Source organism: Burkholderia sp. AU45274 (genome assembly GCF_030482505.1).
In the GTDB taxonomy this organism is placed as follows: domain Bacteria; phylum Pseudomonadota; class Gammaproteobacteria; order Burkholderiales; family Burkholderiaceae; genus Burkholderia.
The window spans coordinates 304,524-326,629 of record NZ_JAUJQE010000007.1 but is presented as its reverse complement, the minus strand read 5'-3'; the positions used below and the strand labels follow the sequence as shown (position 1 = coordinate 326,629).

Genomic DNA, 22,106 nt, shown 5'->3' with positions numbered 1-22,106 from the left:
ACTGCACTGACCGACCTTACCGGAACCGACATGACGAACCTGCTGATCCGCAACGTCCGCCCGAACGCCGACGCCGCGCTCGACATCCTGATCGAAGGCGATCGCATCGTGCGTGTCGGCCCGTCGCTCGACGCGCCCGCCGGCTGCGCGATCGAGGACGGCGCAGGCGCGCTCGCGCTGCCCGGCCTCGTCGAAGGCCACACGCACCTCGACAAGACGCACTGGGGGATGCCGTGGTATCGCAACCAGGTCGGGCCGCGCCTCGTCGACCGCATCGAGAACGAGCGCCACTATCGCGCGACGAGCGGCCATGACGCCGGCGCCGCGTCGCTCGCGCTGGCGCGCGCGTTTCTCGCGGCCGGCACGACGCGCATCCGCACGCACGTCGACATCGATACCGAAGCCGGGCTGCGGCATCTGCACGGTGTGCTCGCGACCCGCGAGACGCTGCGCGGGCAGGTCGAGATCCAGATCGTCGCGTTTCCGCAATCGGGCGTGCTCAAGCGGCCGGGCACCGATGTGCTGCTGTCCGAAGCGCTGGCCGCCGGCGCCGATCTGCTCGGCGGGCTCGATCCGTGCGCGATCGAAGGCGATCCGGTCGAAGCGGTGGACGTGCTGTTCGCAATCGCCGAGCGCCACGGCCGCGGGCTCGACCTTCATCTGCACGAGCGCGGATCGATGGGCGCGTATTCGCTCGACCTGATCCTGCAGCGCACGGCTACGCACGGCATGCAGGGCAAGGTGACGATCAGCCACGGGTTCTGTCTCGGCGATATCGCCGAACGTGAGCGCGATGCGCTGCTCGCGCGGATGGCCGAACTCGGCGTCGGGCTCGTCACGACCGCGCCCGCGGCGGTGCCTGTGCCGCCGGTAGCCGCGTGCCGTGCAGCGGGCGTGACGGTCATCGGCGGCAACGACGGCGTGCGCGATACGTGGACGCCGTATGGGTCGCCCGACATGCTCGAACGCGCGATGCTGATCGGCATGCGCAACGATTTCCGTCGCGACGATGCGCTCGAAGTCGCGCTCGACTGCGTGACGCACGGCGCGGCGCGCGGTTGCGGCTTCGACGGTTACGGGCTGCAGCCGGGCAGTCGCGCGGACGTCGTGCTCGTCGACGCGCTGACGTTCGCCGAGGCTGTCGTTGCGCGACCGGTGCGGCGGCTCGTCGTGTCGTCGGGGAAGATCGTCGCGCGCGACGGCGCGCTGGTCTGAGTGAAGCGTGAGCGCAGCGTCGCCCCGCTATGATCGGGTTTTCAGCGGGATTGCCCGGGAGACGACGATGCGACGCACGACAGCGGCACGGGCCGCACGATGGATGGCGGCGGCCCTGTTCGCCGTGAGCGCCGCGCACGCGGTGGCGGCCGGCCCAACGGACGCACAGCAGGAAGCCAACCGGCGGACGGTGCTCGCGTTCTACGAAAAAGGCCTGAACGAGAAGGACGCCGACGCCGCGCTCGCGTACGTCGGCGATCGCTACGTGCAGCACAACCCGAACGCGGCCGACGGCCGCGACGGCTTCCGCAAGTTCGTCGCGTTCCTGCGCGACAAATATCCGCAGTCGCACAGCGAGATCAAGCGTTCGTTCGTCGACGGCGACTACGTGATCCTGCACGTGCATGCGGTGCGCGAACCCGGCACGCGCGGCAGCGCGATCATGGACATCTTCAAGCTCGAGAACGGCAAGATCGTCGAGCACTGGGACGTCAATCAACCCGTGCCCGAGCAGGCCGCGAACGGGAACACGATGTTCTGACGAGGGCCGGGCGCTCGGGCATGTCGACGCGCCCGCGATCTCGTCGTATCGGCAGTGCCGCGGCGTCCTTCACGTTGCCGCCGCATCCGGCCTGCTTGCTACTCCTCCAATTCCAGCATCGTCGCGAGCGCCTTCGTCAGTTCGCTGACCATCGGGTCGGCCGTCGGCCGGTGCAGGATCGCGATGTCCATGTGCTCGATCGGCGCGAAGCCCTGCTTCGCGGTCAGCACGACGTGCTCGTCCGTCACCACGCGCGCGGGCAGCACGCTGATGCCGAGCCCGTCCGCGACGGCGGCCTGGATGCCGCTCAGGCTCGACGTCGTGAAGCTGATCCGCCAGCGGCGGCCGCGTTCCTCGATCGCCTTGATCATGTCGTCGCGATAGAGCCCGCGCGGCGGGAACACGACGATCGGCACCGGGTCGAGGTCGATCGACGGATGCTTTGCGCTGTCGATCCAGCGCAGCTTCTCGGGCCAGCGCACCACGGCCTCGCGGCTGTCGCGACGCTGCTTGATCAGCACGAGGTCGAGCTCGCCGCGGTCGTACGCGGCGCTGATGTCGCGGCTCAGCCCGCACATCACTTCGAGCTTCACTTGCGGATGCGCGCGCTTGAACGCCGCGAGCGCGTGCGTCGTGCGGCCCGCCGCGAAATCGTCGGGCACGCCGAGCCGGATCGTCAGCGCGACCGTGGCGCCCGACAGCGCTTCCAGCATCTCGTCGTTCAGCGCGATCATGCGCCGCGCATAGCTGAGCACCGTCACGCCCGCGTCGGTCGGCCGCACGTCGCGCGTGCCGCGGTCGAGCAGGCGATGCCCGGCGATTTCCTCGAGGCGGCGCACCTTCTGGCTGACCGTCGACTGCGTCGAATGCAGACGCGCGGACGCCGTCGTGAAGCTGCCGCAGTCGGCGACCATCACGAGCGCGCGCAGCAGGTCGAGGTCGAACAGGGGTCTATTCATTTATGCACTTCTGCGGATTCGAACATTTCATTTCCAAATGCGTGCGACGACTTTTAACATGGCCGGACGGAGTGGGCAATCGCGGTTTCGCCGGACCCGGCGCGGCGTCGCGGGGGCTATTGAGGCGTCTGGCGCTTACTCCAGTGGCGGTATAGGGCGCTTTGCTCGAGCGGTCTGAACCGCGCTTGGAAAGTGCTGCGTCAATCGCCTGTGTAGACGTCGCCGCTCGCGAATATCCGGGGAAATACGCTGTGCGTCGGATGTGCATCGCGCAGGGTAAACACGCAAAAACCACTCTTTTATCCGTAGACCAGCCACTGCACTAGCCTTCAGGTTCGCCCCCGCCTTCACCGCCTCTCTATTCCCGTTTCCCCCGCTTGCACTCAAAAATTGAGCGGTCTAGACTGCAACGCAGTTTCATCGAAGTCCCTGCCTTTCGCGCACCGCTCCCCACCGGACGCCGGCGTTCGCCCGCCGCGTCGAGACCTACAAGGACGCACCATGAACCGCACTGCAAAGCTTCTCGTTACCGCGCTCGCGTTCGCACCGCTCGCGTCGTTCGCCCAGGACACGTCGACGATCCGCTGGGGCATCGACCCCACGTATCCGCCGTTCGAGGCGAAGCAGCCCGACGGCTCGCTCGCCGGCTTCGACATCGACCTGCGCAATGCGATCTGCGAGCAACTGCATGCGAAGTGCGTGTGGGTCGAGCAGGGTTTCGACGGGATGATTCCGGCGCTGCGCGCGCGCAAGTTCGACGTGATCATGTCCGCGATGACGGCCACCGACGAGCGGCTCAAGCAGATCGACTTCTCGAACAAGCTGTACGCGTCGCCGGGTGCGCTCGTCGCGCCGGTCGGCTCGACGCTGCTGCCGACCGCCGCGTCGCTCGCGGGCAAGCGCGTCGGGATCGACCAGGGCACGACGCAGGAGGCGTACGCGAAGGCCGAATGGGCGACCAAGGGCGTGACGATCGTCTCGTACCAGAACCAGGACCAGGTGTACCAAGATCTCGTCAACGGCCGCCTCGACGCGACTTTCCAGGACAAGACGCAGGCCGGCTACTCGTTCCTGAAAACGCCGCGCGGCAAGGGCTATGCGTTCGCGGGCCCCGACGTGACCGACGTGCGGATCACCGGCTACGGCGTCGCAATGGGCGTGCGCAAGGGCGATGAAGCGATGAAGAAGCGGCTGAACGACGCGATCGTCGCGATCCGCGCGAACGGCACGTACCAGAAGATCGCCGCGAAATATTTCGACTTCGACATCTACGGCGCGAAGCAGCAACTGACTTCCGCACCGTGAATCAGTGATTGCGTGATTCCGTGATTCACTCCATCGACAGGCACACCATGACGAGTATCCAGGACCGCGTCGCGCAAGCCGTGACGCCCGAACTGATCGCCGCGTTCCGCGAGGAAGGCGCGGTCTGCATCAAGGGCATCTTCTCGCCCGACGAAGTCGCCGCACTGCGCGCCGGCATCGACACGAATCTCGCGCACCCGAGCGAGCGCGCGAAAGTCGCGAGCCGGCCCGACGATCCGGGCTGGTTCTTCGAGGATTTCTGCAACTGGCAGCACAACGACGCGTATCGCGACTTCATCGTGCGCTCGCCGGCGCCGTCAGTCGCCGCCGCGCTGATGGGCACCGAGCACGTGCGACTGCATCACGACCACCTGCTCGTGAAGGAGCCCGGCACGCGGCAGCGCACGCCGTGGCACCAGGACCAGCCGTACTACAACATCGAAGGCGACGACAACGTCAGCATGTGGATTCCGGTCGATCCGGTGCCGCTCGAATCGACGCTCGAATTCGTCGCGGGCTCGCATCTCGGGCCGTGGCTGATGCCGCGCACGTTCATGGACAAGGAAGCGAAGTGGTTCCCGGAAGGGAGCCTGGCTGACCTGCCCGACATCGAAGGCGACCGCGCGGCGTTTCCGATCCGCCACTGGGCGCTCGAGCCCGGCGACATGGTGTGTTTCCGGATGCTCACGCTGCACGCGTCGGGGGGGACGCAGAACCGTCGGCGTGCGTTCTCGATCCGCTTCGTCGGCGACGATATCCGTCACGCGCCGCGCCGCTGGAAGACGTCGCCCGATTTCCCGGGGCTCCCCGAGCAATTGGCCGACGGCGCGCCGCTCGATCACCCGCTGTTTCCTGTCGTGTGGTCGCGTGACGCGGGGCAGGCCCGCGCGATCTGACGCGGGCGGGTGTGCGTGACGGACGCGGCGGCCGCTTTCTGATGAAACGGCCGCCGCGCGCTTTTTACTGTGGGAGCAGGATCAGGTCGGGTGGCGTCCGGCGCCCGGCTTGAAGCGCGAGCCGAGCCGGTAGCGGTTGCCCGGGTGCAGGAAGTGCACGAACGTGACGGGCTGCCCGTTCGTCCAGGTGCGGCGCGTGAGCGTGAGGCACGGCTCGTCGGCGCGCATGTCGAGCAGCCGCGCCTGTTCGCCGGTCGGCAGCGACGCATCGACCACGTGCTCGATCTCCAGTTCGTCGTGCGACACGTTGTTGAACAGGTACTCGGACGGCGGCTCGACCTGGAAATCCTGGTCGATGAAGCCGGGCGCGGCGGCCGGGTTCACGTAGCGATCCTCGAGCTGGATCGGGCGGCCGTTTTCCTCGTGCACGCACACCACATGAAACACCGGCGTGTTGACCGGCAGGCCGAATGCAGCCGCGACATCGAACGACGCGGGCTCGCTCGACTGGCTCAGCACGCGGCAGCGATATTCGTGCCCACGCGCGCGGATTTCGTCGCGGATGTGCGCGATCATCAGCAGGTTCGACTGCGGCTTCACTTCGGCGACGAACGTGCCGACGCCCGCGATGCGCTTCAGCACGCCTTCCTCGGTCAGCTCGCGCAGCGCGCGGTTGACCGTCATGCGTGCGACGCCGAACTGGGCGGCGAGATCGAGCTCGGACGGGATGCGGTCCCCCGGGCGCCAGTCGCCCGCTTCGACGTTCTGGCGAACGAGCGTCTTGATCTGCTGGAACGGTGCGGTGGCCTTCGTGACCATCGGGGATCCTTGCGCGAAAAGGTGACGATGCTAGTCGTCGTGACTGACGATGACCAGGATCTCCGCCTGCGCGGTGCCGAGGCTGCGCGTGCGGTGCGGGATGAGTGCGTTGAAATAGACTGAATCGCCGGCCTTGAGTTGCACTGTCTCGTTCGGAAATTCGATTTCGACGCGACCCTTGTGCACGAACAGGAATTCCTCGCCTTCGTGCTCGCGGAACGTCGACGCGACGAATTCGTGCGGCGGATGCACGACGAACGGCAGCATCTTCTTCGGCGCGACGCCGGCCGCGATGCTTTCGAAGCGGTGGGCCTGGCTGTCGGCTGCAGCGCCCATCGCCGTGCGCTCGCCGGCGCGCGTGACCGTGATCAGCTCGCGGTTGTGGCTTTCCGAGAACAACTGCTCGACGTCGACGTTCAGTGCCTTCGACAGCTTCAGCGCGACCGCGATCGACGGCACGCTCAGGCCGCGCTCGACTTTCGACAGGTAGCTCTTGGTGAGGCCCGTCTCGTCGGCCAGCACGTCGAGCGTCCAGCCCTTCTGTTTTCTGAGCAGCTTCAGGCGAATCGTCATGGGGCGCCAGGTGTCCTTCGAAAAACCGATTGTAACGCATGACACAAAGTGTCCTGTGGTGTATTGTGTGTCATGTTTTGCCGGGAAAGCGGCCGCGGACGGCGCGACCCGACCCGATCCATTCAGGAGGTGAACATGGCGGAAACACTGAATCTGACGAAGGAGGCGCTGGTCGCGCTGGCGGAGCGGCGTCTGGACAACGCGGTGGGCGACAGCGGCTGGTCCGCGCGGCAGAAGCTCGCGCTCACGTGCCGGATCCTGTTCGACGCCGGTCACGATTCGGGCCTGGCCGGGCAGATCACCTGCCGCGCGGGCGACGCCGGCACGTACTACACGCAGCGGCTCGGGCTCGGTTTCGACGAGATCTCGGCGGCGAACCTGTTGCGGGTCAACGAGGATCTCGACGTCGTCGACGGCGAGGGTATCCCGAATCCGGCCAACCGGTTCCATACGTGGATCTACCGCGAGCGCCCGGACGTGAACTGCATCATCCATACGCATCCGGCGCATGTCGCGGCGCTGTCGATGCTCGAACAGCCGCTCGTCGTATCGCACATGGACACCTGCCCGCTGTACGACGATTGCGCGTTCCTGAAGGACTGGCCCGGCGTGCCGGTCGGCAACGAGGAGGGCGAGATCATCTCGAAGGCGCTCGGCAGCAAGCGCGCGATCCTGCTGTCGCACCACGGCCAGCTCGTGGTCGGCAAGACGATCGAGGAAGCGTGCATGCTCGCGCTGCTGATCGAGCGGGCCGCGAAGCTGCAGCTGCTCGCGATGGCGGCCGGTGAAATCAAGCCGGTGCCGCCGGCGCTGGCGCGCGAAGCGCACGACTGGATTTCGAAGCCGAAGCGCGATGCGGTGACGTTCGACTACTACGCACGCCGGGCATTGCGGACGCATCAGGACTGTGTCGCATGAGCGGGCGATTCGTCGTTCTCGTCTCAGATCATCATTGAGGAATACCTATCGTGTCCATTCTGCTGAAAGGCATCATTGCCTACCCGGTTACGCCGTTCTCCGCTGACGGCGGCGTCGACCTGAAAGCACTCGAAGTGCTGATCGAGCGGCTGATTGCCGACGGCGTCCACGCGATCGCCCCGTTGGGCAGTACCGGCGAAAGCGCGTACTTGGCCGACGCCGAATGGGAGGCCGTCGCCACCGCGTCGATTCGTGCGGTGAAGCGGCGCGTGCCGACCGTCGTCGGCATTTCCGATCTCACCACGGCGGGCGCGGTGCGCCGCGCGCGCTTCGCGGAACAGGCCGGCGCCGATGCGGTGATGGTGCTGCCGGTGTCGTACTGGAAGCTCGCCAACGACGAGATCGTCGCGCACTATCGCGCGATCGGCGCTGCCATCGGCATCCCGATCATGCTGTACAACAACCCCGCGACGAGCGGCGTCGACATGTCGCCCGACCTGATCGCGACGATCTGCAGGACCGTCGACAACGTGACGATGGTGAAGGAGAGCACCGGCGACATCGGGCGGATGCACCGGCTCGCGCAGCTGAGCGACGGCGCGATTCCGTTCTACAACGGCAGCAATCCGATGGCGCTCGCCGCGCTCGCGGCGGGTGCAGCCGGATGGTGCACGGCCGCGCCGAACCTGAATGCGGCGTTGCCGCTGGCGCTGTTCGACGCGATGCAGGCGGGCGACCTGGCGCGTGCGAGGACGGTCTTTCATGCGCAGCTGCCGCTGCTGCAGTTCATCGTCAACGGCGGATTGCCGGTGACCGTGAAGGCCGGGTTGCGCCTGCGCGGCTTCGATGCCGGCGAACCGAGAAAGCCGCTGATGCCGCTCGGCGACGCGCGCACGCGCGAACTCGAACGCCTGCTCGCGGCGCTGCCCGACGGTGTGACGACGTGAGCGATACGGCACGGCCGCTGATCTCCGCCGCCATCGACGCGGTGCGGGTCGGCAAGCGCCGGCCGCTGGCCGGCACGCCGCACGCCAGCGCGATCGACAAGCAGCCGGTCGACGCGCGTCTGTGGCTGGGCACGCTCGGCTTCGCCGGCGACGAGCAAGCCGATGCGCGGCATCACGGTGGACCTGACAAGGCGGTGCACCACTATGCGTACGATCACTATGCGTGGTGGTCGGCGCAGATCGGCGCGCGCGACGTGCTGGCGCAACCGGGCGCGTTCGGCGAGAACCTGTCGACGCTCGGCGTGACCGAGCACGGCGTATGCCTCGGCGATGTGTTCACGCTAGGCGGTGCCGTGCTTCAGGTGTCGCAGTCGCGGCAGCCGTGCTGGAAGCTGAACGCGCGCTTCGATCATCCGCGGATGGCCGCGCTCGTGCAGCAAAGCGGCCGGACCGGCTGGTACTACCGCGTGCTGCAGGAAGGCTCGGTGGAGTTGGGTGACGTGCTGACGCTGCACGAGCGCCGCTACCCGCAATGGCCGCTGGCGGCGGTGCTCGACGTGCTGTACCGGCGCACGCTCGACATGGCCGCGCTCGATGCGCTGTGCGCCGTGCCGATATTGCCGCCCGGCTGGCGCACGATGCTCGAAAGGCGCCGGACGGAGCGGCAGGTCGAAGACTGGACGAAGCGGCTCGAAGGACGATGATGCGCCGCGCGCCGCGCGCCTCAGTGGCTCGGCAGTTCCCGCACGTCGGCGGTGGGCACCGAGCCGAACGCGTCGCTCAGCGCATAGCCGATCAGCTGTCGCGCGGCCGCCTCGGGCGTCGCGAGCGCGCCGCTCGACTTCAGCTGGTCGAATTTCTCGCGCATCGGGAAGTTGTCTTCGCTGGTCGAGCGGATCGTCGCCTGCATGCCCGTATCGACGACGCCCGGCGCGACGCTGCAGATCCGCAGCGCGCGGTTCGCGTCGAGTGCGACTGCGCGCGCATGGTGATCGAGTGCCGCCTTGGTCGCACAGTAGACGCTCCAGCCCGCGTACGCGTTGCGTGCCGCCCCGCTCGACACGTGCAGGACCCGACATTCGGTCGTGGCCGATACCGCTTGCGTGAGCGCGGCCGACAGCATCAGCGGCGCCGCGACGTTCACGCCGACCGCGCGCGCGACGATCGCCGGGTCTTGCGCGGCGAGCGGGCCGATCGGGTCGACGATGCCGGCGTTGTTGAACAGCAGCACGATCGACGCGCCGTCGACGAAGCGGCGCAGCGTGTCGCCGGCCAGCCAGGCCGCGACGGCCGCCGTGTCCGACAGGTCGAGTTCGATTTCGGCGAAACGGTCGCCGGCTTGCGACGCGAGCGACGGATGGCGGCTGCGCGACACGCCGAGCACGGCGACGCTTTCCAGCAGCAGTTGCTCGGCGAGCGACGCGCCGAGGCCGCGAGTGTGTCCGGTGACGATGGCGCGCACGTGCGGGGCGGAAGAGGATGCGGTCATGGTGGTGAACGGGTCGAAGGGGTGAACGGGATGAGCGGCGTCGACGCGCGGTGCGCATGCGTGGCGGCATGGCGTGCGGGACGGACGATGCGTGGTATTGCGTGCGATGGCGGTCGCGCGGCGCCGCAGACGTCGGGGTGACGCATATCGTAGCGCTCGCATGCGGGGCGTGCAAACGCCGCCGTGCGTGCGGACGCGGAATCCGCGGGGCTGCGCGTATCCGACGCCGCGCGGCGCGGGCTCGCCGATACGTTGGACGAAAGCCTGCTGCGGCAAGTGCGCGCGCCGGCACGCCGCGCGGCGCCGGGCCACGCGACGCGAGCTATCATATGGCTCGCCCGTGCGCGATGCCGGACGGGCCGCGACCGTTTCCCTTCACCTGCTGCACGCTGCGACCCACTCATGAACACCACGCCGGATACGCCCACGCCACGCGCCCTTCGCGAACTCACGCCCCTCGAGGCCCGCATTCTCGGTGTGCTCGTCGAGAAACAGCACACGGTGCCGGACACCTATCCGCTGTCGCTGAATGCGCTGACCGCGGGCTGCAACCAGAAAACCGCGCGCTCGCCGGTGATGAACGTCAGCGAGGATGAGGTCACGACCGCGCTCGACGGGCTGAAGCACCTGAGCATCGTGATGGAAGGCAGCAGCAGTCGCGTGCCGCGTTTCGAGCACAACATGAACCGCGTGCTCGGCATTCCGAGCCAGGCGATCGCGCTGCTGACGATCCTGCTGCTGCGCGGCCCGCAGACGGCCGCCGAACTGCGCCTGAACAGCGCGCGCCTGCACGGTTTCGCGGACATCTCGTCGGTCGAGGCGTTTCTCGACGAACTCGCGGCGCGTGCGCAGCCGCTCGTCGTCCGGCTGCCGCGTGCACCGGGCGCGCGCGAGAACCGCTGGATGCACCTGATGTGCGGCGAAGTGAATCTGGCCGATTTCGCGAGCGCGGAGGCCGGCGGCGCGGATTCCGTGCCGCCTTCCGAATTCGAAGCGCTGAAGGCCGAACAGAAGCGCCTCGCGGATGAAGTGGCGCGGTTGAATGCGCTGGTTCTGCGGATGGCCGGCGAGTTGGGCATCGACGTCGACGCGCAAGGCGACGCGGGCTGATGTAGATGGCGGCGGTGGCCCGCCACGGGATGGCCACGTCGCGGCACGGCCGGGTCGGGGCGCGATGCGGGGACTACCCGCATCGCCGCGTTACTTCAGCTTGACGCCCGATACGAGATAGCGCGAACCGCCCGGTTTCAGGATCGGTGCCAGCGCGGCAAACGGCACATCGAGTTGCGGCCCGAGACAGGCGCCCGCCGCGTGACCGATTCCGGATACGACGAACGACAGCTTGCCGGGCGCATCGAGTTCGAACGCCAGATACTCGGGGAACACGTCGGCGCACGACAGCCACTCGCCTTCGCCGTCCGTTACTTGCCGACCGTGTGTCGCCTTGTCACGCAACCGCGTAATGAAGCTCACCAGCGCGGGGCTTGTTCCCGGATCGCCGTCCTTGCCCGCCGTAGTCGCGTCGATCACGCGATTCCAGTCGAGATACGCGCCGCGCAGCAGGTCGAACGTGACCGGATGGTAGTGATTGTTCGGATGGGCGCCGCCGCAGAACGTACTGCCCGATTCCACGATGCCGAGTGCCGCAGGTGACAGCCACGTGACCTTCACCTGTTCGTCGTCGAAGCCGCCGAGCAAACCGGCGGCCGGCCCGTCTTCGGTATAGCGAGTCGAAGCACATGCGAGCGCGGCGAGATTCATCTGCCAGTGCTGCTGCTCGAGCAGGCGGTTGACCCGTGCCATGACCGCGGGATCGGGATGACGGCTCAGACGCGGATACATGAGCTCCGTGCGCGGGTCGCGCCACATCCGGTACGCGACGGTGCCGTCGCCGATCTCGGGGCCTGCGGGCTGCGCGTGCCCGGCAAGCTTCAGCGTCGCATAAGGCGCCTGCCGCATGTCGATGGCCACGCCGTTGGCGATACCGCTGCCGACGCCGCCGGCGATGCGGTCGGTGATGGCTTCGACGGAGCCGGGCGCGACCGCATCGGGATCGTATTCAGCGATGCGTCGCAGCGTGAAGCTGCGCGTCTTGCCGGTGCGTGCGTCGGTCCATTGGCCGCGATAGCCATTCTTGTCCTGCGTGCCGCGCCAGGTTGCCGCTGGATGGTCGAAGTCGGCGCCGTCGCTGTATCCCGTCATGTCGCGCACGTCGTCCGGCAACGCGGTGCGCTCGAGCGGCTCGACGAGCTGCGCAGGGTCGCCGTGCAGCGGAATGTCGATGCCGTACTGCGTATAGAAATAGCGACCCGAGATCGTGCCGTTCCCCGCCGGGCGGCGGTCAAGTTCCATCACGATCTCGCCGGCGCCTTGCAGCAAGCCGCGATAGACGACCCGCGGCGCGGCGTCGGCCGCTCCCGCGCGCAGCGCGATCATCACCAGCACGATCCGGATCAGCGGGCGCATCACCAGCGGCACCCGGTTTGTTCGGACGCGTCGACGTCCAGTACCCTGCCGAACGCGGTCTGCTTGCCGGTGCGCGCGCTGGTATAGGTCATCGAATAGATCATCGCGCCCTGCGACATCATCTCGTAGCGCCCGTTGATCCTGCCGTCGACCATCTCGACCCAGGTTGTCGTGAACTGGTGCGGGCGGCCCTCGGCGAGCACTTCCTCGTCCACGTGCTCGACCACCAGCGGCAGCGCCGTTTTCGCTTTCGCATAGCGAACCATGCCGCCTGACCAGCCGACGGCGTCGTCGTAGTAGGTGCGCATCTCGAAGCGCACGGGCTTGTCGCCGTCCGACTTGAAGCAGTACACCTCGGTGGAGACCTTGGCGAACGCGGGCAGCGACGCGCAGAGCAGCAGGGCGGCAAGGATTTTTTTCATGATGGGCCGGTGAAGAATGAAGTGCGGCATCAACCGAGCACGATCCGCGTCGCGCCTGCATCGACGAGCCGGAACAGCAGATCCTCGACGGCCGTCTCGGGCGCGGAGCCGAGATCCGCGTTGACGCGCCACCCGTGTTCCGTGCGAACCGGTTCCGACAGGTAGTGAGCGATGCCGTGCAGGCCGTCTTCGGCCGGCGTGTTCTCGTCGTCGACGTCGAACCACGCGAAGAACCACGCCTTGAACGCCTCGACGGCCGCGCTTTCGTCGAGACCATCGGCCTCGATCGCGGCCCAGTCCCACACGAACGGGCGGATCGACACGGCCGCTGTTTCGAGGTCGAATTCCAACGGCTCGAACGCCAGCTGCGTGGCGGAATCGACCATCGCCGGCTGGCCCGCCGATTTGCCTTCGGTCGCGATGAGGTCGGCCCGGCACGGCAACGCGAGCGGCCCTTCGGTGGCGAGCGTGCCGTCGGCCCGCCGGTAGGCCGGTTCGACGATCACGGCCGGTTGCGCCGCCGCTTTCGCGAGCAGGTCGGCATACGGTTGGCGGATGGCGCGGAGCAGTTCGGAGACGGTCATCGTGGCGTATCGGTTGGGCAGGGAGCGATCGGTTACAGGCAGTCAGTATGCGGCGCGGCCGGCATCGCACGACGCGGCCTTCGGTACCGGACAGCCGTGATCGTACGGCACTTCGACAACACGCGGACAGTCGGCCGAATGACCGGAGCGACCCTGCATCGCGCGACGACCGATTTAGACGTTTACCTTCAAACAATCGAAAACGCCCATCGAGCGCGCGCTCGTTGTGCTTCAATTCATCCGGTTTGTAGTCCTACTAAAATTACAGGTTCAGAACAGGCCGGATTACTCATTCACAGGAGACAGTCGATGGCTCGGAAACGGTTTTGAAGCGGCACACGCGATGGTCTGCAACACCGCGAACTTCCTTCGATGAAAGCAGGTTATCCCAGGGGCCCCAACCATGTCCTCCAGACGTTTCATGATGGCCGCGGCAGCGATGTCCGCCGCGTTGGCCATCAACGCGCCGGCAGCCAGCGCCGCCGCGCCAGCCGTATCCGACCCGTTCTACACGTACACCGGCACCACGCCGTTGGCATCGATTCCACCGGGCACGGTGCTCAAGACGCGCAACGTCACCTACCACGTGGCCGGCATCCCCACCGCGCTGACCGCGCAGCAGTTGCTGTATCGCACCCATAACGCGCTGAACCAGCCGGTCGTCAACGTGACGTCCGTGATCCGGAGCCCGGTCAGCAACGGCCAGGCCATCTCGTACCAGTCGGCCTACGATTCGCTGAACCCGTACGACGAGCCGTCGCAGGTGATCGCCGGCGACCGTGACGTGACCAAGATCATCAACGTCGGCACGCTGCTCTACAGCGCGGAATCGATCCCGCTGTCGACGCTGCTGCTGCTCGGCTACAACGTCATCGTGCCCGATACGGAAGGCCAGACGGCCGACTTCGCCGCCGGCCCCGAATACGGGATGACGACGCTCGATTCGATCCGCGCGGCGCTCAATACGCCGTCCACGGGCCTGAATCCGTCGAGCAAGGTCGCGATGATCGGCTATTCCGGCGGCGCGATCGCGACGAACTGGGCCGCGCAGCTCGCGCCGAGCTATGCGCCCGAGATCAACAGGCAGCTCGTCGGCGCGGCGGAAGGCGGCGTGCTGGTCGATCCCGCGCACAACCTGCGCTACGTCGACGGCAGCATCGTGTGGGGCGGGGTGGCCGCGGCCGCGCTGGCCGGGCTGTCGCGCGGCTACGGCTTCGACCTGACGCCCTATCTCAGCGATACCGGCGTCGCCGTGTTCAAGGACATCCAGAGCCAGTCGCTCGCCTACATCCTGCCGAAGTACACGGGGCTGCGCTGGGGCACGCTGTTCAAGCCGCAATACGCGAACGACATCAACAGCATTCCCGTGTACGTGACGTATGCGAACAAGGTGAATGCGGGGCTGGCCGCATCGCCGACGATCCCGATGTTCATCGGCCAGGGCACGGCGGGCGCGCTCGATGGCACCTTCAGCAGCCAGGTGGGCGACGGCGTGATGATGGCGTACGACGTGCGCGCGCTGGCGCAGAAGTTCTGCGCCAGCGGCACGCCGGTCACGTACAACGAGTATCCGCTCGAACATGCGGGCGCGATCGTGCCGTGGGTGGCCGGCATGCTGCCGTGGCTCTACGACCGTTTCAACGGGAGGGCCGCGCCGAGCAATTGCTGGCTGACGTCGCTGCTGCCGAGCAATTCGCTGGCGCCCGAGACGCTGCACTAGCCGCAACGCCGCGTGCGATGCGGTGCATGGCCGGGCGACCCTTCGCGGGTCGCCTTTTTCTTTTTGCCTTTTGATCTGCGTCGCGCTGCGGCAAGGCCGCCGCGTCGGTCCCCCCGCCGCAACCCGCCACCGTCCCGCCCGGGTGCCATAATCGAGCCTGCCCATCATTCCAGACGTCCCCCGGAGAATCACCATGCAGAACCTCGACAATCCTTCCCACGATCGCGAGGTAGGCAGCGCCGACGCGACGCAGGACACCACGCGCATCGACGACGTCCGCATCGGCGCCGTGCGCCCGCTGATTTCGCCGGCGCTGCTGCTGGACGAACTGCCGGTGCCGGCCGCCACGCAGACGCTCGTCGAGGATACGCGCCGCGCGATCGGCGACATCCTGCACGGCCGCGACGACCGGCTGCTGCTCGTCGTCGGCCCGTGCTCGATCCACGATCACGACCAGGCGCTCGATTACGCGCGCCGCCTGAAGGCGGCCGCCGATGCGCTGAAGGACGACCTGCTGATCACGATGCGCGTCTACTTCGAGAAGCCGCGCACGACGGTCGGCTGGAAGGGCTACATCAACGATCCGCGCCTCGACGGCAGCTTCCGCATCAACGAAGGGCTGCGCGCCGCGCGGCAACTGCTGCTCGACATCAACGCGCTCGGCCTGCCGGCATCGACCGAATTCCTCGACCTGCTGAGCCCGCAGTACATCGCCGACCTGATCGCGTGGGGCGCGATCGGCGCGCGCACGACCGAGAGCCAGAGCCATCGCCAGCTCGCGTCGGGCCTGAGCTGCCCGATCGGCTTCAAGAACGGCACCGACGGCGGCGTGCAGGTCGCGTCCGACGCGATCGTCGCCGCGGCCGCGAGCCATGCGTTCATGGGCATGACGAAGATGGGGATGGCCGCGATCTTCGAGACGCGCGGCAACGACGACGCGCACGTGATCCTGCGCGGCGGCAAGAACGGCCCGAACTACGACGCCGAACATGTCGAGGCGAGCTGCGCGGTGCTGCGCAAGGCGGGCCTGCGCGAGCAGGTGATGGTCGACTGCTCGCACGCGAACTCGAACAAGTCGCACGACCGGCAGATCGACGTCGCGCAGGATCTCGCGCGGCAACTGTCGCAGGGCGAGCAGCGGATCGTCGGCGTGATGGTCGAAAGCCATCTCGAGGCCGGGCGCCAGGACCTGAAGCCGGGTGTGCCGCTGAAGTACGGCGTCTCGATCACGGATGCATGCCTGAGCTGGACGCAGACGGAGCCGGTGCTCGACGTGCTGGCGGAGGCGGTGCGGCAACGGCGCGCGCAGGCGCGCAGCGCGTGACGAGGGCGATGTACGCGATTCGCTGCGGTGTCCGTAATGTCGCCATGGCAAGAGGCGCCTGACAGCGGCTGCGCCATCACGTCCGATGCAGCGTTTCGCGAGTGGCGCTAACATGGGCCGGTGTGATGCGTCGTACAGAGGCCTTCTCGTTTCACGCGGCGCATGCACGGAGGCGGCTTGGCCGGCCGCCGACACCGACAACAATTCACCGGAGTGCATAACAGCATGGCTTTCTACAAGACCCTCATCGCAGCAACCGTCCTCGCCTCGAGCGTCAGCGCACATGCGCAGATCGCGGGTGCGCAGCCGATCAGCGTGACCGTCGAGCAATCGCAGGCGCTGCTCGAAGGCTGGAGCGTGAAGAAGAGCGTGCTCGGCAAGGCCGTCTACAACGACGAGAACCAGAAGGTCGGCACCGTGCGCGACCTGATCGTCGCGCCGGACGGCTCGGTATCGGCGGCGATCGTGTCGGCCGGCGGCTTCCTTGGCGTGGCCGCGCATGACGTCGCGGTGCCGATCGCATCGCTCGACGTGCGCAACGGCAACATCTACCTGCCGGGCGCGACGAAGGATGCGCTGAAGGCGACGCCTGCGTTCCAGTACGCGAAGGTGCCGTCGCCGCCGAAGCCGAAGAAGCTCGACGACAAGCACTGAGCGAGCACGGATTGGCAATACCCGGCGCGCAACGCGCCGGGTATTTTGTTTGCGGTCAGCCGTTCGACGGATCGTCCGGTGGCGCGAGCGCCACAATGTGGCTGATGCCTTCGTGCGCCATCTTCGTATAAGGGCTGAAGCGCTCGGTATTGCGGACGAGTTCTTCCGCCACCGTGCGCTCGACCCCCGGCAGCTGCACGCGAATGTTCGCGTTCAGCATGAACAGCCCATCCACCGGATCGCGGCAGAAGTCGACCGATGCGCTGACCGACGCGCCGGCGATCGACACGCCGGCTCGCGTGGCGAGCAGGCTCAGCGCCCCGTGAAAGCACGCCGCATAGCTCGCGGCAAACAGTTGCTCCGGGTTCGGGCCGTCGCCCGGCCCGCCGAGTGCGGACGGCAGGCGCAGCGCCACGTCGAGGCGGCCGTCGTCGGAACGCGCGACACCCGATGCGCGGCCATGCTCCGCTGCCCCGCCCGTGACGGTCACCGTCGTCGAATAGAGCGTCTGTGGTTCCCGCCCGCGATACTTGTCGAGCAGCGAGAGCGGCGGCGGCCGTAGCGGCGTCATGGTGTGCGCGATCCTGCGGTGCGGCTCAGCGCGCGGGCTGGTTTTTTTTGAACCACGTATCGAAGGTCGTCGCAGCGAGGCGCGCGCCGGGCGCGGGGACGAGCGTGTCGTCCTGCAGTATCGCGCCGAAGTAATCGGCGCCTGCGTCCCTGACCACCGTGCGCGGGTCGTGCGTGATCTTCAGGAAATGCTCGACCAGGTCGGCGATCCGCACCCGATCGGGGCCGCCGATTTCGGCGATGCCGTTGCGCGGTGCGTCGAGCGCGACATCGGTGACGGCGGCCGCGACGTCGTCGGATGCAATCGGCTGGAAGAACGCGGTGGCCTGCCGCGTGGTGTCGCCATCGGCGCTCGATTGTGCGATCGCGCCGACGAAGTCGAAAAACTGCGTCGAGCGTACGATCGTATAAGGCACGCCTGCTGCGCGGATCAGGTCTTCCTGAATGAGCTTGCCGCGGAAATACGCGCTTTGCTGCAGGCGGTCGGTGCCGACCACCGACAGCGCGACGTGATGGCGCACGCCCGCCGCGCGCTCCGCGGCGAACAGGTTGCGCCCCGACGTCTCGAAGAATGCCTTCACGGCCGCTTCCTCGAACGACGGCGAGTTCGCGAGATCGACCACGACGTCCGCGCCCGCCAGCGCGTCGCCCAGCCCCGCGCCCGTGATCGTATCGACGCCGGTCGACGGCGCTGCCGCCAGGGCGTCGTGGCCGCGCGCGATCAGGTTCCTGACGACTTTGCTGCCGATGAGGCCGGTACCACCAATCACGACGATCTTCACGATTGCTCTCCTTGAACGGGCGCGCGAGAGACGCGCCGCCTGAATCGGTCGAAGCCGGCGCGCATCGCATTCGCACGCGTGCGCCGGCACGTTGCCGAATGGCGCGCCGCGATGCCCGCACGCCGTTCGATCAACCCGCATCGTAGGCAGATGCCGCGCGATCCGGTAGAGCCCCACAGGTGCTCACGGTGTTGCTTCGAATGCATCAATCGACCGGCTCCAGCGGTGCCGTCGTCGTTACAGTGGTCACCGTGGTCATCGTCGTCAGGCACTGCAGGTCGCGTGCGCGCGTCTGTTCGATCATGTAGTCGATGAATACGCGGATGCGCGTCGGCAGGTGCTTGCGGCTCAGGTAACACAGATAGTGTCCGCCGTCGTCCGGCGCGTGCTGGCCGAGGCAGCTCACCAGTTGCCCGTCGGCGAGCAGGTCGCACACCTGGTACGCGGGCAGTTGCGCGATGCCGAGCCCGTCGAGCGCCGCGCGCACGACCAGATCCGTGTCGTTGAAGGTGTGATGCGCGGCGAGCTGGTGCTGCTGCGCCAGCCCGTCGACCTTGAATTCCCATTCCGTCACGCGGCCCGACGCGGTGCGCAGGTTGATGCAGCGATGCTGCGCCAGCTCGTCCACGTGACGCGGCAAGCCGTGCCGGTGCGCGTACGACGGCGACGCGCAGACGATCATCTGCATCGGAATCAACTGGCGCGCGACGATCGCGCTGTCCTCCATGCGACCGTCGCGAAACGCGACGTCGATGCGGTCGGCGGAGAAATCGGCCGGCCGGTCGTTCAGCAGCAGCTCGAGCGTGATGTCCGGATACTGCGCGTGGAAATCGCCCAGCAGCGGCGCGATGATCTTGCGGCCGAAGCCGGGCGTCGAGCCGATCCGCAGGTGTCCGCTCGGCGGGCCGCTGCGCAGCTCGCGCATGTCCTCGAGCGCCTGCGCGAGCTGTTCGATGCCGGGGCGGCAGTTTTCATAGAAGCGTTCGCCTTCGCGCGTCAGCGACATGCTGCGCGTCGTGCGCTGGAACAGGCGCGCGTCGAGCCGGTCCTCGAGCCGCTGCACGTGGCGGCTGACCGACGAGCGGCCGACGCCGAGGCGATCGGCGGCGCGCGCGAAGCTGCCTTCGGTGACGACGGCCAGGAAGGTGACCACGCCGGCGTAGCAGGTCGAGAAGCTGCGCGCGAACGGATCGTCGGCGTCAGGGCGGCGGATGGAAGTATCTGGCATAAAGGTGCTGGAATCGTGGTGTCCATACGCGACTAGACGTTTCAGCACAGCGGCCTGTGACACCGCCCGCCAATTTTTCTAAAAAAGCGACGCGGCGGCGGGCGGGCAGGATTTTTGCCGGCACGAGCACGAGCACGAGCACGAGTACGAGCTTCGCTGGCGCTCGAGGCGCGCACGTCAACCGGCGGTGCAGGTTGCCGCGAGCCGGGCGAGCTTGTCGGGGTTGCGCTGCACGAGAATCCGGACGATGCGTGTACCGTCGGTCTCGAACGACATCGCGGCGTCGAGCTGTCCGTCGATGAAGCGCAGCATGGCCCACTGGCCGTTGAGCACGACGGACCGCATCTCGACCCCGCTGCCGTGGCGCAGCCACGTCGCATAGAACAGTTGTGCGACACGCCGGCTGCCGACCATGGGCCTCGGGACACTCCGGACCTTGCCGCCGCCGTCGCCGATCAGGATCGCGTCTTCGGCGAGCAGCGCCTGGATCGACGGGAAGTCGCCCTGCGCGAGCGCGTGCGAGAACGTCTGCAGCAACCGGTGGTGCGTTTCGCGCGGCACCGCGTGGCGAGGCGAGGCGTCGTCGCGCAGCCGCGCCTTGGCACGGCTGACGAGTTGCCGGCACGCGGCTTCGGACTTGCCGATCGCGTCGGCGATCCGGTCGTAGTCGATCTCGAAGATTTCATGCAGCAGGAAGGCGGCGCGCGCCTCCGGCGTCAGCCGTTCGAGCAGCAGCAGGAACGCGACCGACACGTCGTTCGCGCGCTCGGTCATTTCCTCGGGCGTGGCCGGTGATGCGTCGAGTTCCGGCTCGGGCAGCCAGATCCCCGCGTATTGCTCGCGCCGGATCTTTGCCGCGCGCAGGCGGTCGATCGACGTGCGTGTCGTGACGGCGACGAGCCACGCTTCGGTGTTCTCGATCCCGTCGCGTGCCGTGTCGTGCCAGCGCAGCCAGACGTCCTGCACGATGTCCTCGGCGTCCGCGATGGAGCCGAGCATCCGGTACGCGATCTTCTGCAGGCGCGGACGCAGTGCCTGGAACGTGTGTGCGTCGTCGGCCGTCACGGCCATACTCCGCTGAACCCAAATGTGACCGGCCCGCTCAGGAGCACACTGCCGGCGCCGTCCCAACGCACCGTCACGTCGCCGCCGTCGCACTCGACCCGCACGGTCTCGTCGAGCAACCCGCGCCGGATGCCATTGACGACCGCCCCGCACGAACACGATCCCGAACCGAGCGGCACGCCGCCGCCGCGCTCCCAGATGCGCAGGCGAATATGCGTGCGATCGATGACCTGAACGAAGTGCACGTTGGTTTTCCGCGGAAACAGCGGGTGCGTTTCGATGGCCGGGCCGAGCACCGCGACATCGATCGCGCGGAGATCGTCGACGAAGAACGTGCAGTGCGGATTGCCCATGTTGCACGCGGCCGGCGCGCCGGGCAGCGGCAGCGCGAGGGTGTCGAGGGCCTCGGCGAGCGGCACGTCGCGCCGGCCGGTGAGCGGCCGGCCCATTTCGACGGTGATCAGGCCGTTCGCCTCCGTCGAGCACACGAGATACCCGCGGGGCGTCCGCAGCACGAGCGACGACAGGCCGGTTTCCCGCATCAGTTGCCATGCGACGCCGCGCGTCGCGCTGCCGCAGGTGTCGAGCGGCGTGCCGTCCGCGTTCCAGAACGCGACGCGGGCCGCCGCGTCGTCGCAGTCCGACACGACCGCGAGCTGGTTGAAGCCGATGCCGAAACGCCGGTCGCCCATGCGCCGCACCAGATCCGGGGCGATGGGGGGCGCTTGATCCTGACCGCGCAGGTCGACGATGGCGAAGTCGTCGCCATTTGCGTTCATCTTCTGAAATCTGAGCGGCATGACAGTTCCGGAAGGGAGGCAGGTGAACACTGTATGTGGCTCGCCGTTCGCGATCAATCACCGCACGACGTTGGTTTGCACAAATTTGTGCCTTTTCCAAGCGCTATAGGTAATTTTGTAACTATTCCCGCGTCGAGCGTTTTGATCGCCTAGCGCTTGATGAGTATTGGTGGCATTCGCTGGCCGCCGAGGCGTTGTTGCTGCGGCGCATAGGGGCTGCGAATGATTGACGAGGCGTTTGACGGTCAGGCTTGTCCGTCATGCGCGTCAGCATGACGTCAGCAAAGTCGTCCTAGCGCAAAACTAGATGGGAATCTATTGGAGAGAACTGGATTGGTTGGTCCTCTCGCTCCTTGGTCAGCTTGTCGATCTCGTTGTTTGAGCACGCACCAACTCGGGATTTTCACCTTCGCTGATGTTCTTCGTTGGGCTACCAATAATCAGGATGCTTGGGACCGGCAAACCCATCAGGTCCGCAGCTGAGTGAACCGCTAGTGCGAAATTACGCTAACGTAGTCTTCTTCCCGCCGCCGGCCGGCCTCTGCCGTTTCATTACTGCTTGATCCCCTCGGCCTGAATGCGCAGCGTGGTCTTGAGACTGAATCCGTAATCCTAACCCGGCCTACGGTGCCTTGACCGTCGGGCCTCAATATACGGCATATTCCGTACGGCCCTACCCAATGGCTGACCGGGTATTTTGGTGCGCATCCCGGCGATATCGACTCTCTCGACACGGGGTATCGCGCGGGCAATGCGGTTGTGTACATATCGCACGAATGTGCACGGCTTGCGGACACAAAACCACATCAAATCAATACTTTCCGCCACT

The 22,106-nt window shown here is 67.1% G+C and carries 23 protein-coding genes and 1 pseudogene; 12 read left to right on the top strand and 12 right to left on the bottom strand.

What is annotated here, in order from left to right; all coding sequences use genetic code 11:
* The first annotated feature begins 30 nt into the window (after positions 1-30).
* Positions 31-1,215, top strand: coding sequence for an amidohydrolase family protein (locus QZM35_RS25525; protein WP_089429211.1), 1,185 nt, complete (start codon positions 31-33; stop codon positions 1,213-1,215).
* Positions 1,216-1,282: 67 nt separating this feature from the next.
* Positions 1,283-1,756, top strand: coding sequence for a nuclear transport factor 2 family protein (locus QZM35_RS25520; protein ID WP_089428779.1), 474 nt, complete (start codon positions 1,283-1,285; stop codon positions 1,754-1,756).
* A 98-nt stretch (positions 1,757-1,854) separates the two neighbouring features.
* Here the strand turns inward: QZM35_RS25520 and QZM35_RS25515 are convergent, their stop codons facing one another.
* Positions 1,855-2,715 carry a LysR family transcriptional regulator gene (locus QZM35_RS25515; RefSeq protein ID WP_046548765.1) on the bottom strand — a complete coding sequence of 287 codons (861 nt, stop codon included), beginning with the start codon at positions 2,713-2,715 and terminating at the stop codon, positions 1,855-1,857.
* A 501-nt stretch (positions 2,716-3,216) separates the two neighbouring features.
* On the opposite strand from QZM35_RS25515, the gene QZM35_RS25510 reads away from it, so the two are divergent.
* Positions 3,217-4,020, top strand: a complete 804-nt coding sequence (locus QZM35_RS25510) for an ABC transporter substrate-binding protein (RefSeq protein WP_089433508.1) — start codon at positions 3,217-3,219, stop codon at positions 4,018-4,020.
* 47 nt (positions 4,021-4,067) lie between these two features.
* Positions 4,068-4,916: a phytanoyl-CoA dioxygenase family protein gene (locus QZM35_RS25505; RefSeq protein WP_301777031.1), complete on the top strand. Its 849-nt coding sequence runs from the start codon at positions 4,068-4,070 to the stop codon at positions 4,914-4,916.
* 81 nt (positions 4,917-4,997) lie between these two features.
* On the opposite strand, the gene hutC is transcribed toward QZM35_RS25505, so the two are convergent.
* Entirely contained in the window at positions 4,998-5,735 is a 738-nt protein-coding gene (gene hutC, locus QZM35_RS25500) for a histidine utilization repressor (RefSeq protein ID WP_069252748.1), read from the bottom strand.
* 30 nt (positions 5,736-5,765) lie between these two features.
* Positions 5,766-6,308 carry a helix-turn-helix domain-containing protein gene (locus tag QZM35_RS25495; protein ID WP_039340426.1) on the bottom strand — a complete coding sequence of 181 codons (543 nt, stop codon included), beginning with the start codon at positions 6,306-6,308 and terminating at the stop codon, positions 5,766-5,768.
* A 135-nt stretch (positions 6,309-6,443) separates the two neighbouring features.
* Here QZM35_RS25495 and QZM35_RS25490 point away from each other — a divergent pair, with 135 nt between their 5' ends.
* The 3 genes from QZM35_RS25490 to QZM35_RS25480 are packed head-to-tail and all read left to right on the top strand — an operon-like array spanning position 6,444 to position 8,877.
* The gene (locus tag QZM35_RS25490; RefSeq protein WP_089428789.1) at positions 6,444-7,226 is read left to right on the top strand and encodes an aldolase; all 783 of its coding nucleotides are present in this window, start codon (positions 6,444-6,446) and stop codon (positions 7,224-7,226) included.
* 50 nt (positions 7,227-7,276) lie between these two features.
* On the top strand, positions 7,277-8,173 hold the full coding sequence (locus QZM35_RS25485; RefSeq protein ID WP_089428790.1) for a dihydrodipicolinate synthase family protein: 897 nt from the start codon (positions 7,277-7,279) through the stop codon (positions 8,171-8,173).
* Positions 8,170-8,877, top strand: coding sequence for an MOSC domain-containing protein (locus tag QZM35_RS25480; RefSeq protein ID WP_301777030.1), 708 nt, complete (start codon positions 8,170-8,172; stop codon positions 8,875-8,877). Before QZM35_RS25485 ends, QZM35_RS25480 begins: the two co-directional genes overlap by 4 nt.
* Positions 8,878-8,897: 20 nt before the next feature.
* Here QZM35_RS25480 and QZM35_RS25475 read toward each other — a convergent pair whose 3' ends face one another.
* Positions 8,898-9,662: an SDR family oxidoreductase gene (locus QZM35_RS25475; RefSeq protein WP_301777029.1), complete on the bottom strand. Its 765-nt coding sequence runs from the start codon at positions 9,660-9,662 to the stop codon at positions 8,898-8,900.
* A gap of 402 nt (positions 9,663-10,064) precedes the next feature.
* Here QZM35_RS25475 and QZM35_RS25470 point away from each other — a divergent pair, with 402 nt between their 5' ends.
* The gene (locus QZM35_RS25470; RefSeq protein ID WP_089428793.1) at positions 10,065-10,772 is read left to right on the top strand and encodes a YceH family protein; all 708 of its coding nucleotides are present in this window, start codon (positions 10,065-10,067) and stop codon (positions 10,770-10,772) included.
* A gap of 90 nt (positions 10,773-10,862) precedes the next feature.
* Here QZM35_RS25470 and QZM35_RS25465 read toward each other — a convergent pair whose 3' ends face one another.
* From QZM35_RS25465 to QZM35_RS25455, 3 genes are read right to left on the bottom strand one after another with little or no spacing between them, the layout of a single operon-like run.
* A complete protein-coding gene (locus tag QZM35_RS25465; RefSeq protein ID WP_301777028.1) occupies positions 10,863-12,128 on the bottom strand; it encodes a hypothetical protein in 1,266 nt (421 codons plus the stop codon).
* A complete protein-coding gene (locus QZM35_RS25460; RefSeq protein WP_301777027.1) occupies positions 12,128-12,580 on the bottom strand; it encodes a hypothetical protein in 453 nt (150 codons plus the stop codon). The genes QZM35_RS25465 and QZM35_RS25460 overlap by 1 nt, the downstream gene beginning before the upstream one ends.
* Entirely contained in the window at positions 12,580-13,134 is a 555-nt protein-coding gene (locus QZM35_RS25455) for a hypothetical protein (protein ID WP_301777026.1), read from the bottom strand. Before QZM35_RS25455 ends, QZM35_RS25460 begins: the two co-directional genes overlap by 1 nt.
* 403 nt (positions 13,135-13,537) lie before the next feature.
* On the opposite strand from QZM35_RS25455, the gene QZM35_RS25450 reads away from it, so the two are divergent.
* The 3 genes from QZM35_RS25450 (at position 13,538) to QZM35_RS25440 (ending at position 16,832) form a co-directional block, all read left to right on the top strand.
* Positions 13,538-14,854 carry a lipase family protein gene (locus QZM35_RS25450; RefSeq protein WP_089433502.1) on the top strand — a complete coding sequence of 439 codons (1,317 nt, stop codon included), beginning with the start codon at positions 13,538-13,540 and terminating at the stop codon, positions 14,852-14,854.
* A gap of 193 nt (positions 14,855-15,047) precedes the next feature.
* Complete coding sequence (locus tag QZM35_RS25445; protein ID WP_301777025.1) at positions 15,048-16,178, top strand: 3-deoxy-7-phosphoheptulonate synthase; 1,131 nt, start codon at positions 15,048-15,050, stop codon at positions 16,176-16,178.
* Positions 16,179-16,403: 225 nt separating this feature from the next.
* Positions 16,404-16,832, top strand: coding sequence for a PRC-barrel domain-containing protein (locus QZM35_RS25440; RefSeq protein ID WP_046548755.1), 429 nt, complete (start codon positions 16,404-16,406; stop codon positions 16,830-16,832).
* Between the two features lie 55 nt (positions 16,833-16,887).
* Here QZM35_RS25440 and QZM35_RS25435 read toward each other — a convergent pair whose 3' ends face one another.
* The 5 genes from QZM35_RS25435 to dapF all read right to left on the bottom strand — a co-directional run bounded on the left by QZM35_RS25435 (position 16,888) and on the right by dapF (position 21,277).
* Positions 16,888-17,403 (bottom strand): Ohr family peroxiredoxin, encoded by a 516-nt coding sequence (locus QZM35_RS25435; protein WP_089475879.1) that lies wholly within the window; start codon positions 17,401-17,403, stop codon positions 16,888-16,890.
* A 25-nt stretch (positions 17,404-17,428) separates the two neighbouring features.
* Positions 17,429-18,184, bottom strand: coding sequence for an SDR family oxidoreductase (locus QZM35_RS25430; RefSeq protein WP_301777024.1), 756 nt, complete (start codon positions 18,182-18,184; stop codon positions 17,429-17,431).
* A gap of 205 nt (positions 18,185-18,389) precedes the next feature.
* A complete protein-coding gene (locus tag QZM35_RS25425; RefSeq protein ID WP_301777023.1) occupies positions 18,390-19,412 on the bottom strand; it encodes a LysR family transcriptional regulator in 1,023 nt (340 codons plus the stop codon).
* 177 nt (positions 19,413-19,589) lie between these two features.
* Positions 19,590-20,483, bottom strand: a complete 894-nt coding sequence (locus QZM35_RS25420) for an RNA polymerase sigma-70 factor (RefSeq protein WP_301777022.1) — start codon at positions 20,481-20,483, stop codon at positions 19,590-19,592.
* The gene (gene dapF, locus QZM35_RS25415; protein WP_301777071.1) at positions 20,474-21,277 is read right to left on the bottom strand and encodes a diaminopimelate epimerase; all 804 of its coding nucleotides are present in this window, start codon (positions 21,275-21,277) and stop codon (positions 20,474-20,476) included. Before dapF ends, QZM35_RS25420 begins: the two co-directional genes overlap by 10 nt.
* A 614-nt stretch (positions 21,278-21,891) precedes the next feature.
* Between dapF and QZM35_RS25410 the strand changes: the two are divergent.
* Positions 21,892-22,048 (top strand): annotated as a pseudogene (locus tag QZM35_RS25410) (porin); the annotation flags it as partial.
* Positions 22,049-22,106: the final 58 nt, after the last annotated feature.

Excerpts from the sequence above, each read along its gene's own strand:
- QZM35_RS25525 (WP_089429211.1), top strand. The coding sequence starts at position 31 with ATGACGAACCTGCTGATCCGCAACGTCCGCCCGAACGCCGACGCCGCG.
- QZM35_RS25435 (WP_089475879.1), bottom strand. The coding sequence starts at position 17,403 with ATGACGCCGCTACGGCCGCCGCCGCTCTCGCTGCTCGACAAGTATCGC.
- QZM35_RS25420 (WP_301777022.1), bottom strand. The coding sequence starts at position 20,483 with ATGGCCGTGACGGCCGACGACGCACACACGTTCCAGGCACTGCGTCCG.
- QZM35_RS25425 (WP_301777023.1), bottom strand. The coding sequence starts at position 19,412 with ATGCCAGATACTTCCATCCGCCGCCCTGACGCCGACGATCCGTTCGCG.
- QZM35_RS25520 (WP_089428779.1), top strand. The coding sequence starts at position 1,283 with ATGCGACGCACGACAGCGGCACGGGCCGCACGATGGATGGCGGCGGCC.
- hutC (WP_069252748.1), bottom strand. The coding sequence starts at position 5,735 with ATGGTCACGAAGGCCACCGCACCGTTCCAGCAGATCAAGACGCTCGTT.
- QZM35_RS25505 (WP_301777031.1), top strand. The coding sequence starts at position 4,068 with ATGACGAGTATCCAGGACCGCGTCGCGCAAGCCGTGACGCCCGAACTG.
- QZM35_RS25460 (WP_301777027.1), bottom strand. The coding sequence starts at position 12,580 with ATGCCGCACTTCATTCTTCACCGGCCCATCATGAAAAAAATCCTTGCC.
- QZM35_RS25445 (WP_301777025.1), top strand. The coding sequence starts at position 15,048 with ATGCAGAACCTCGACAATCCTTCCCACGATCGCGAGGTAGGCAGCGCC.
- QZM35_RS25510 (WP_089433508.1), top strand. The coding sequence starts at position 3,217 with ATGAACCGCACTGCAAAGCTTCTCGTTACCGCGCTCGCGTTCGCACCG.
- QZM35_RS25495 (WP_039340426.1), bottom strand. The coding sequence starts at position 6,308 with ATGACGATTCGCCTGAAGCTGCTCAGAAAACAGAAGGGCTGGACGCTC.
- QZM35_RS25450 (WP_089433502.1), top strand. The coding sequence starts at position 13,538 with ATGTCCTCCAGACGTTTCATGATGGCCGCGGCAGCGATGTCCGCCGCG.
- QZM35_RS25515 (WP_046548765.1), bottom strand. The coding sequence starts at position 2,715 with ATGAATAGACCCCTGTTCGACCTCGACCTGCTGCGCGCGCTCGTGATG.
- QZM35_RS25490 (WP_089428789.1), top strand. The coding sequence starts at position 6,444 with ATGGCGGAAACACTGAATCTGACGAAGGAGGCGCTGGTCGCGCTGGCG.
- QZM35_RS25440 (WP_046548755.1), top strand. The coding sequence starts at position 16,404 with ATGGCTTTCTACAAGACCCTCATCGCAGCAACCGTCCTCGCCTCGAGC.
- QZM35_RS25470 (WP_089428793.1), top strand. The coding sequence starts at position 10,065 with ATGAACACCACGCCGGATACGCCCACGCCACGCGCCCTTCGCGAACTC.
- QZM35_RS25465 (WP_301777028.1), bottom strand. The coding sequence starts at position 12,128 with ATGCGCCCGCTGATCCGGATCGTGCTGGTGATGATCGCGCTGCGCGCG.
- QZM35_RS25475 (WP_301777029.1), bottom strand. The coding sequence starts at position 9,662 with ATGACCGCATCCTCTTCCGCCCCGCACGTGCGCGCCATCGTCACCGGA.
- QZM35_RS25455 (WP_301777026.1), bottom strand. The coding sequence starts at position 13,134 with ATGACCGTCTCCGAACTGCTCCGCGCCATCCGCCAACCGTATGCCGAC.
- dapF (WP_301777071.1), bottom strand. The coding sequence starts at position 21,277 with ATGCCGCTCAGATTTCAGAAGATGAACGCAAATGGCGACGACTTCGCC.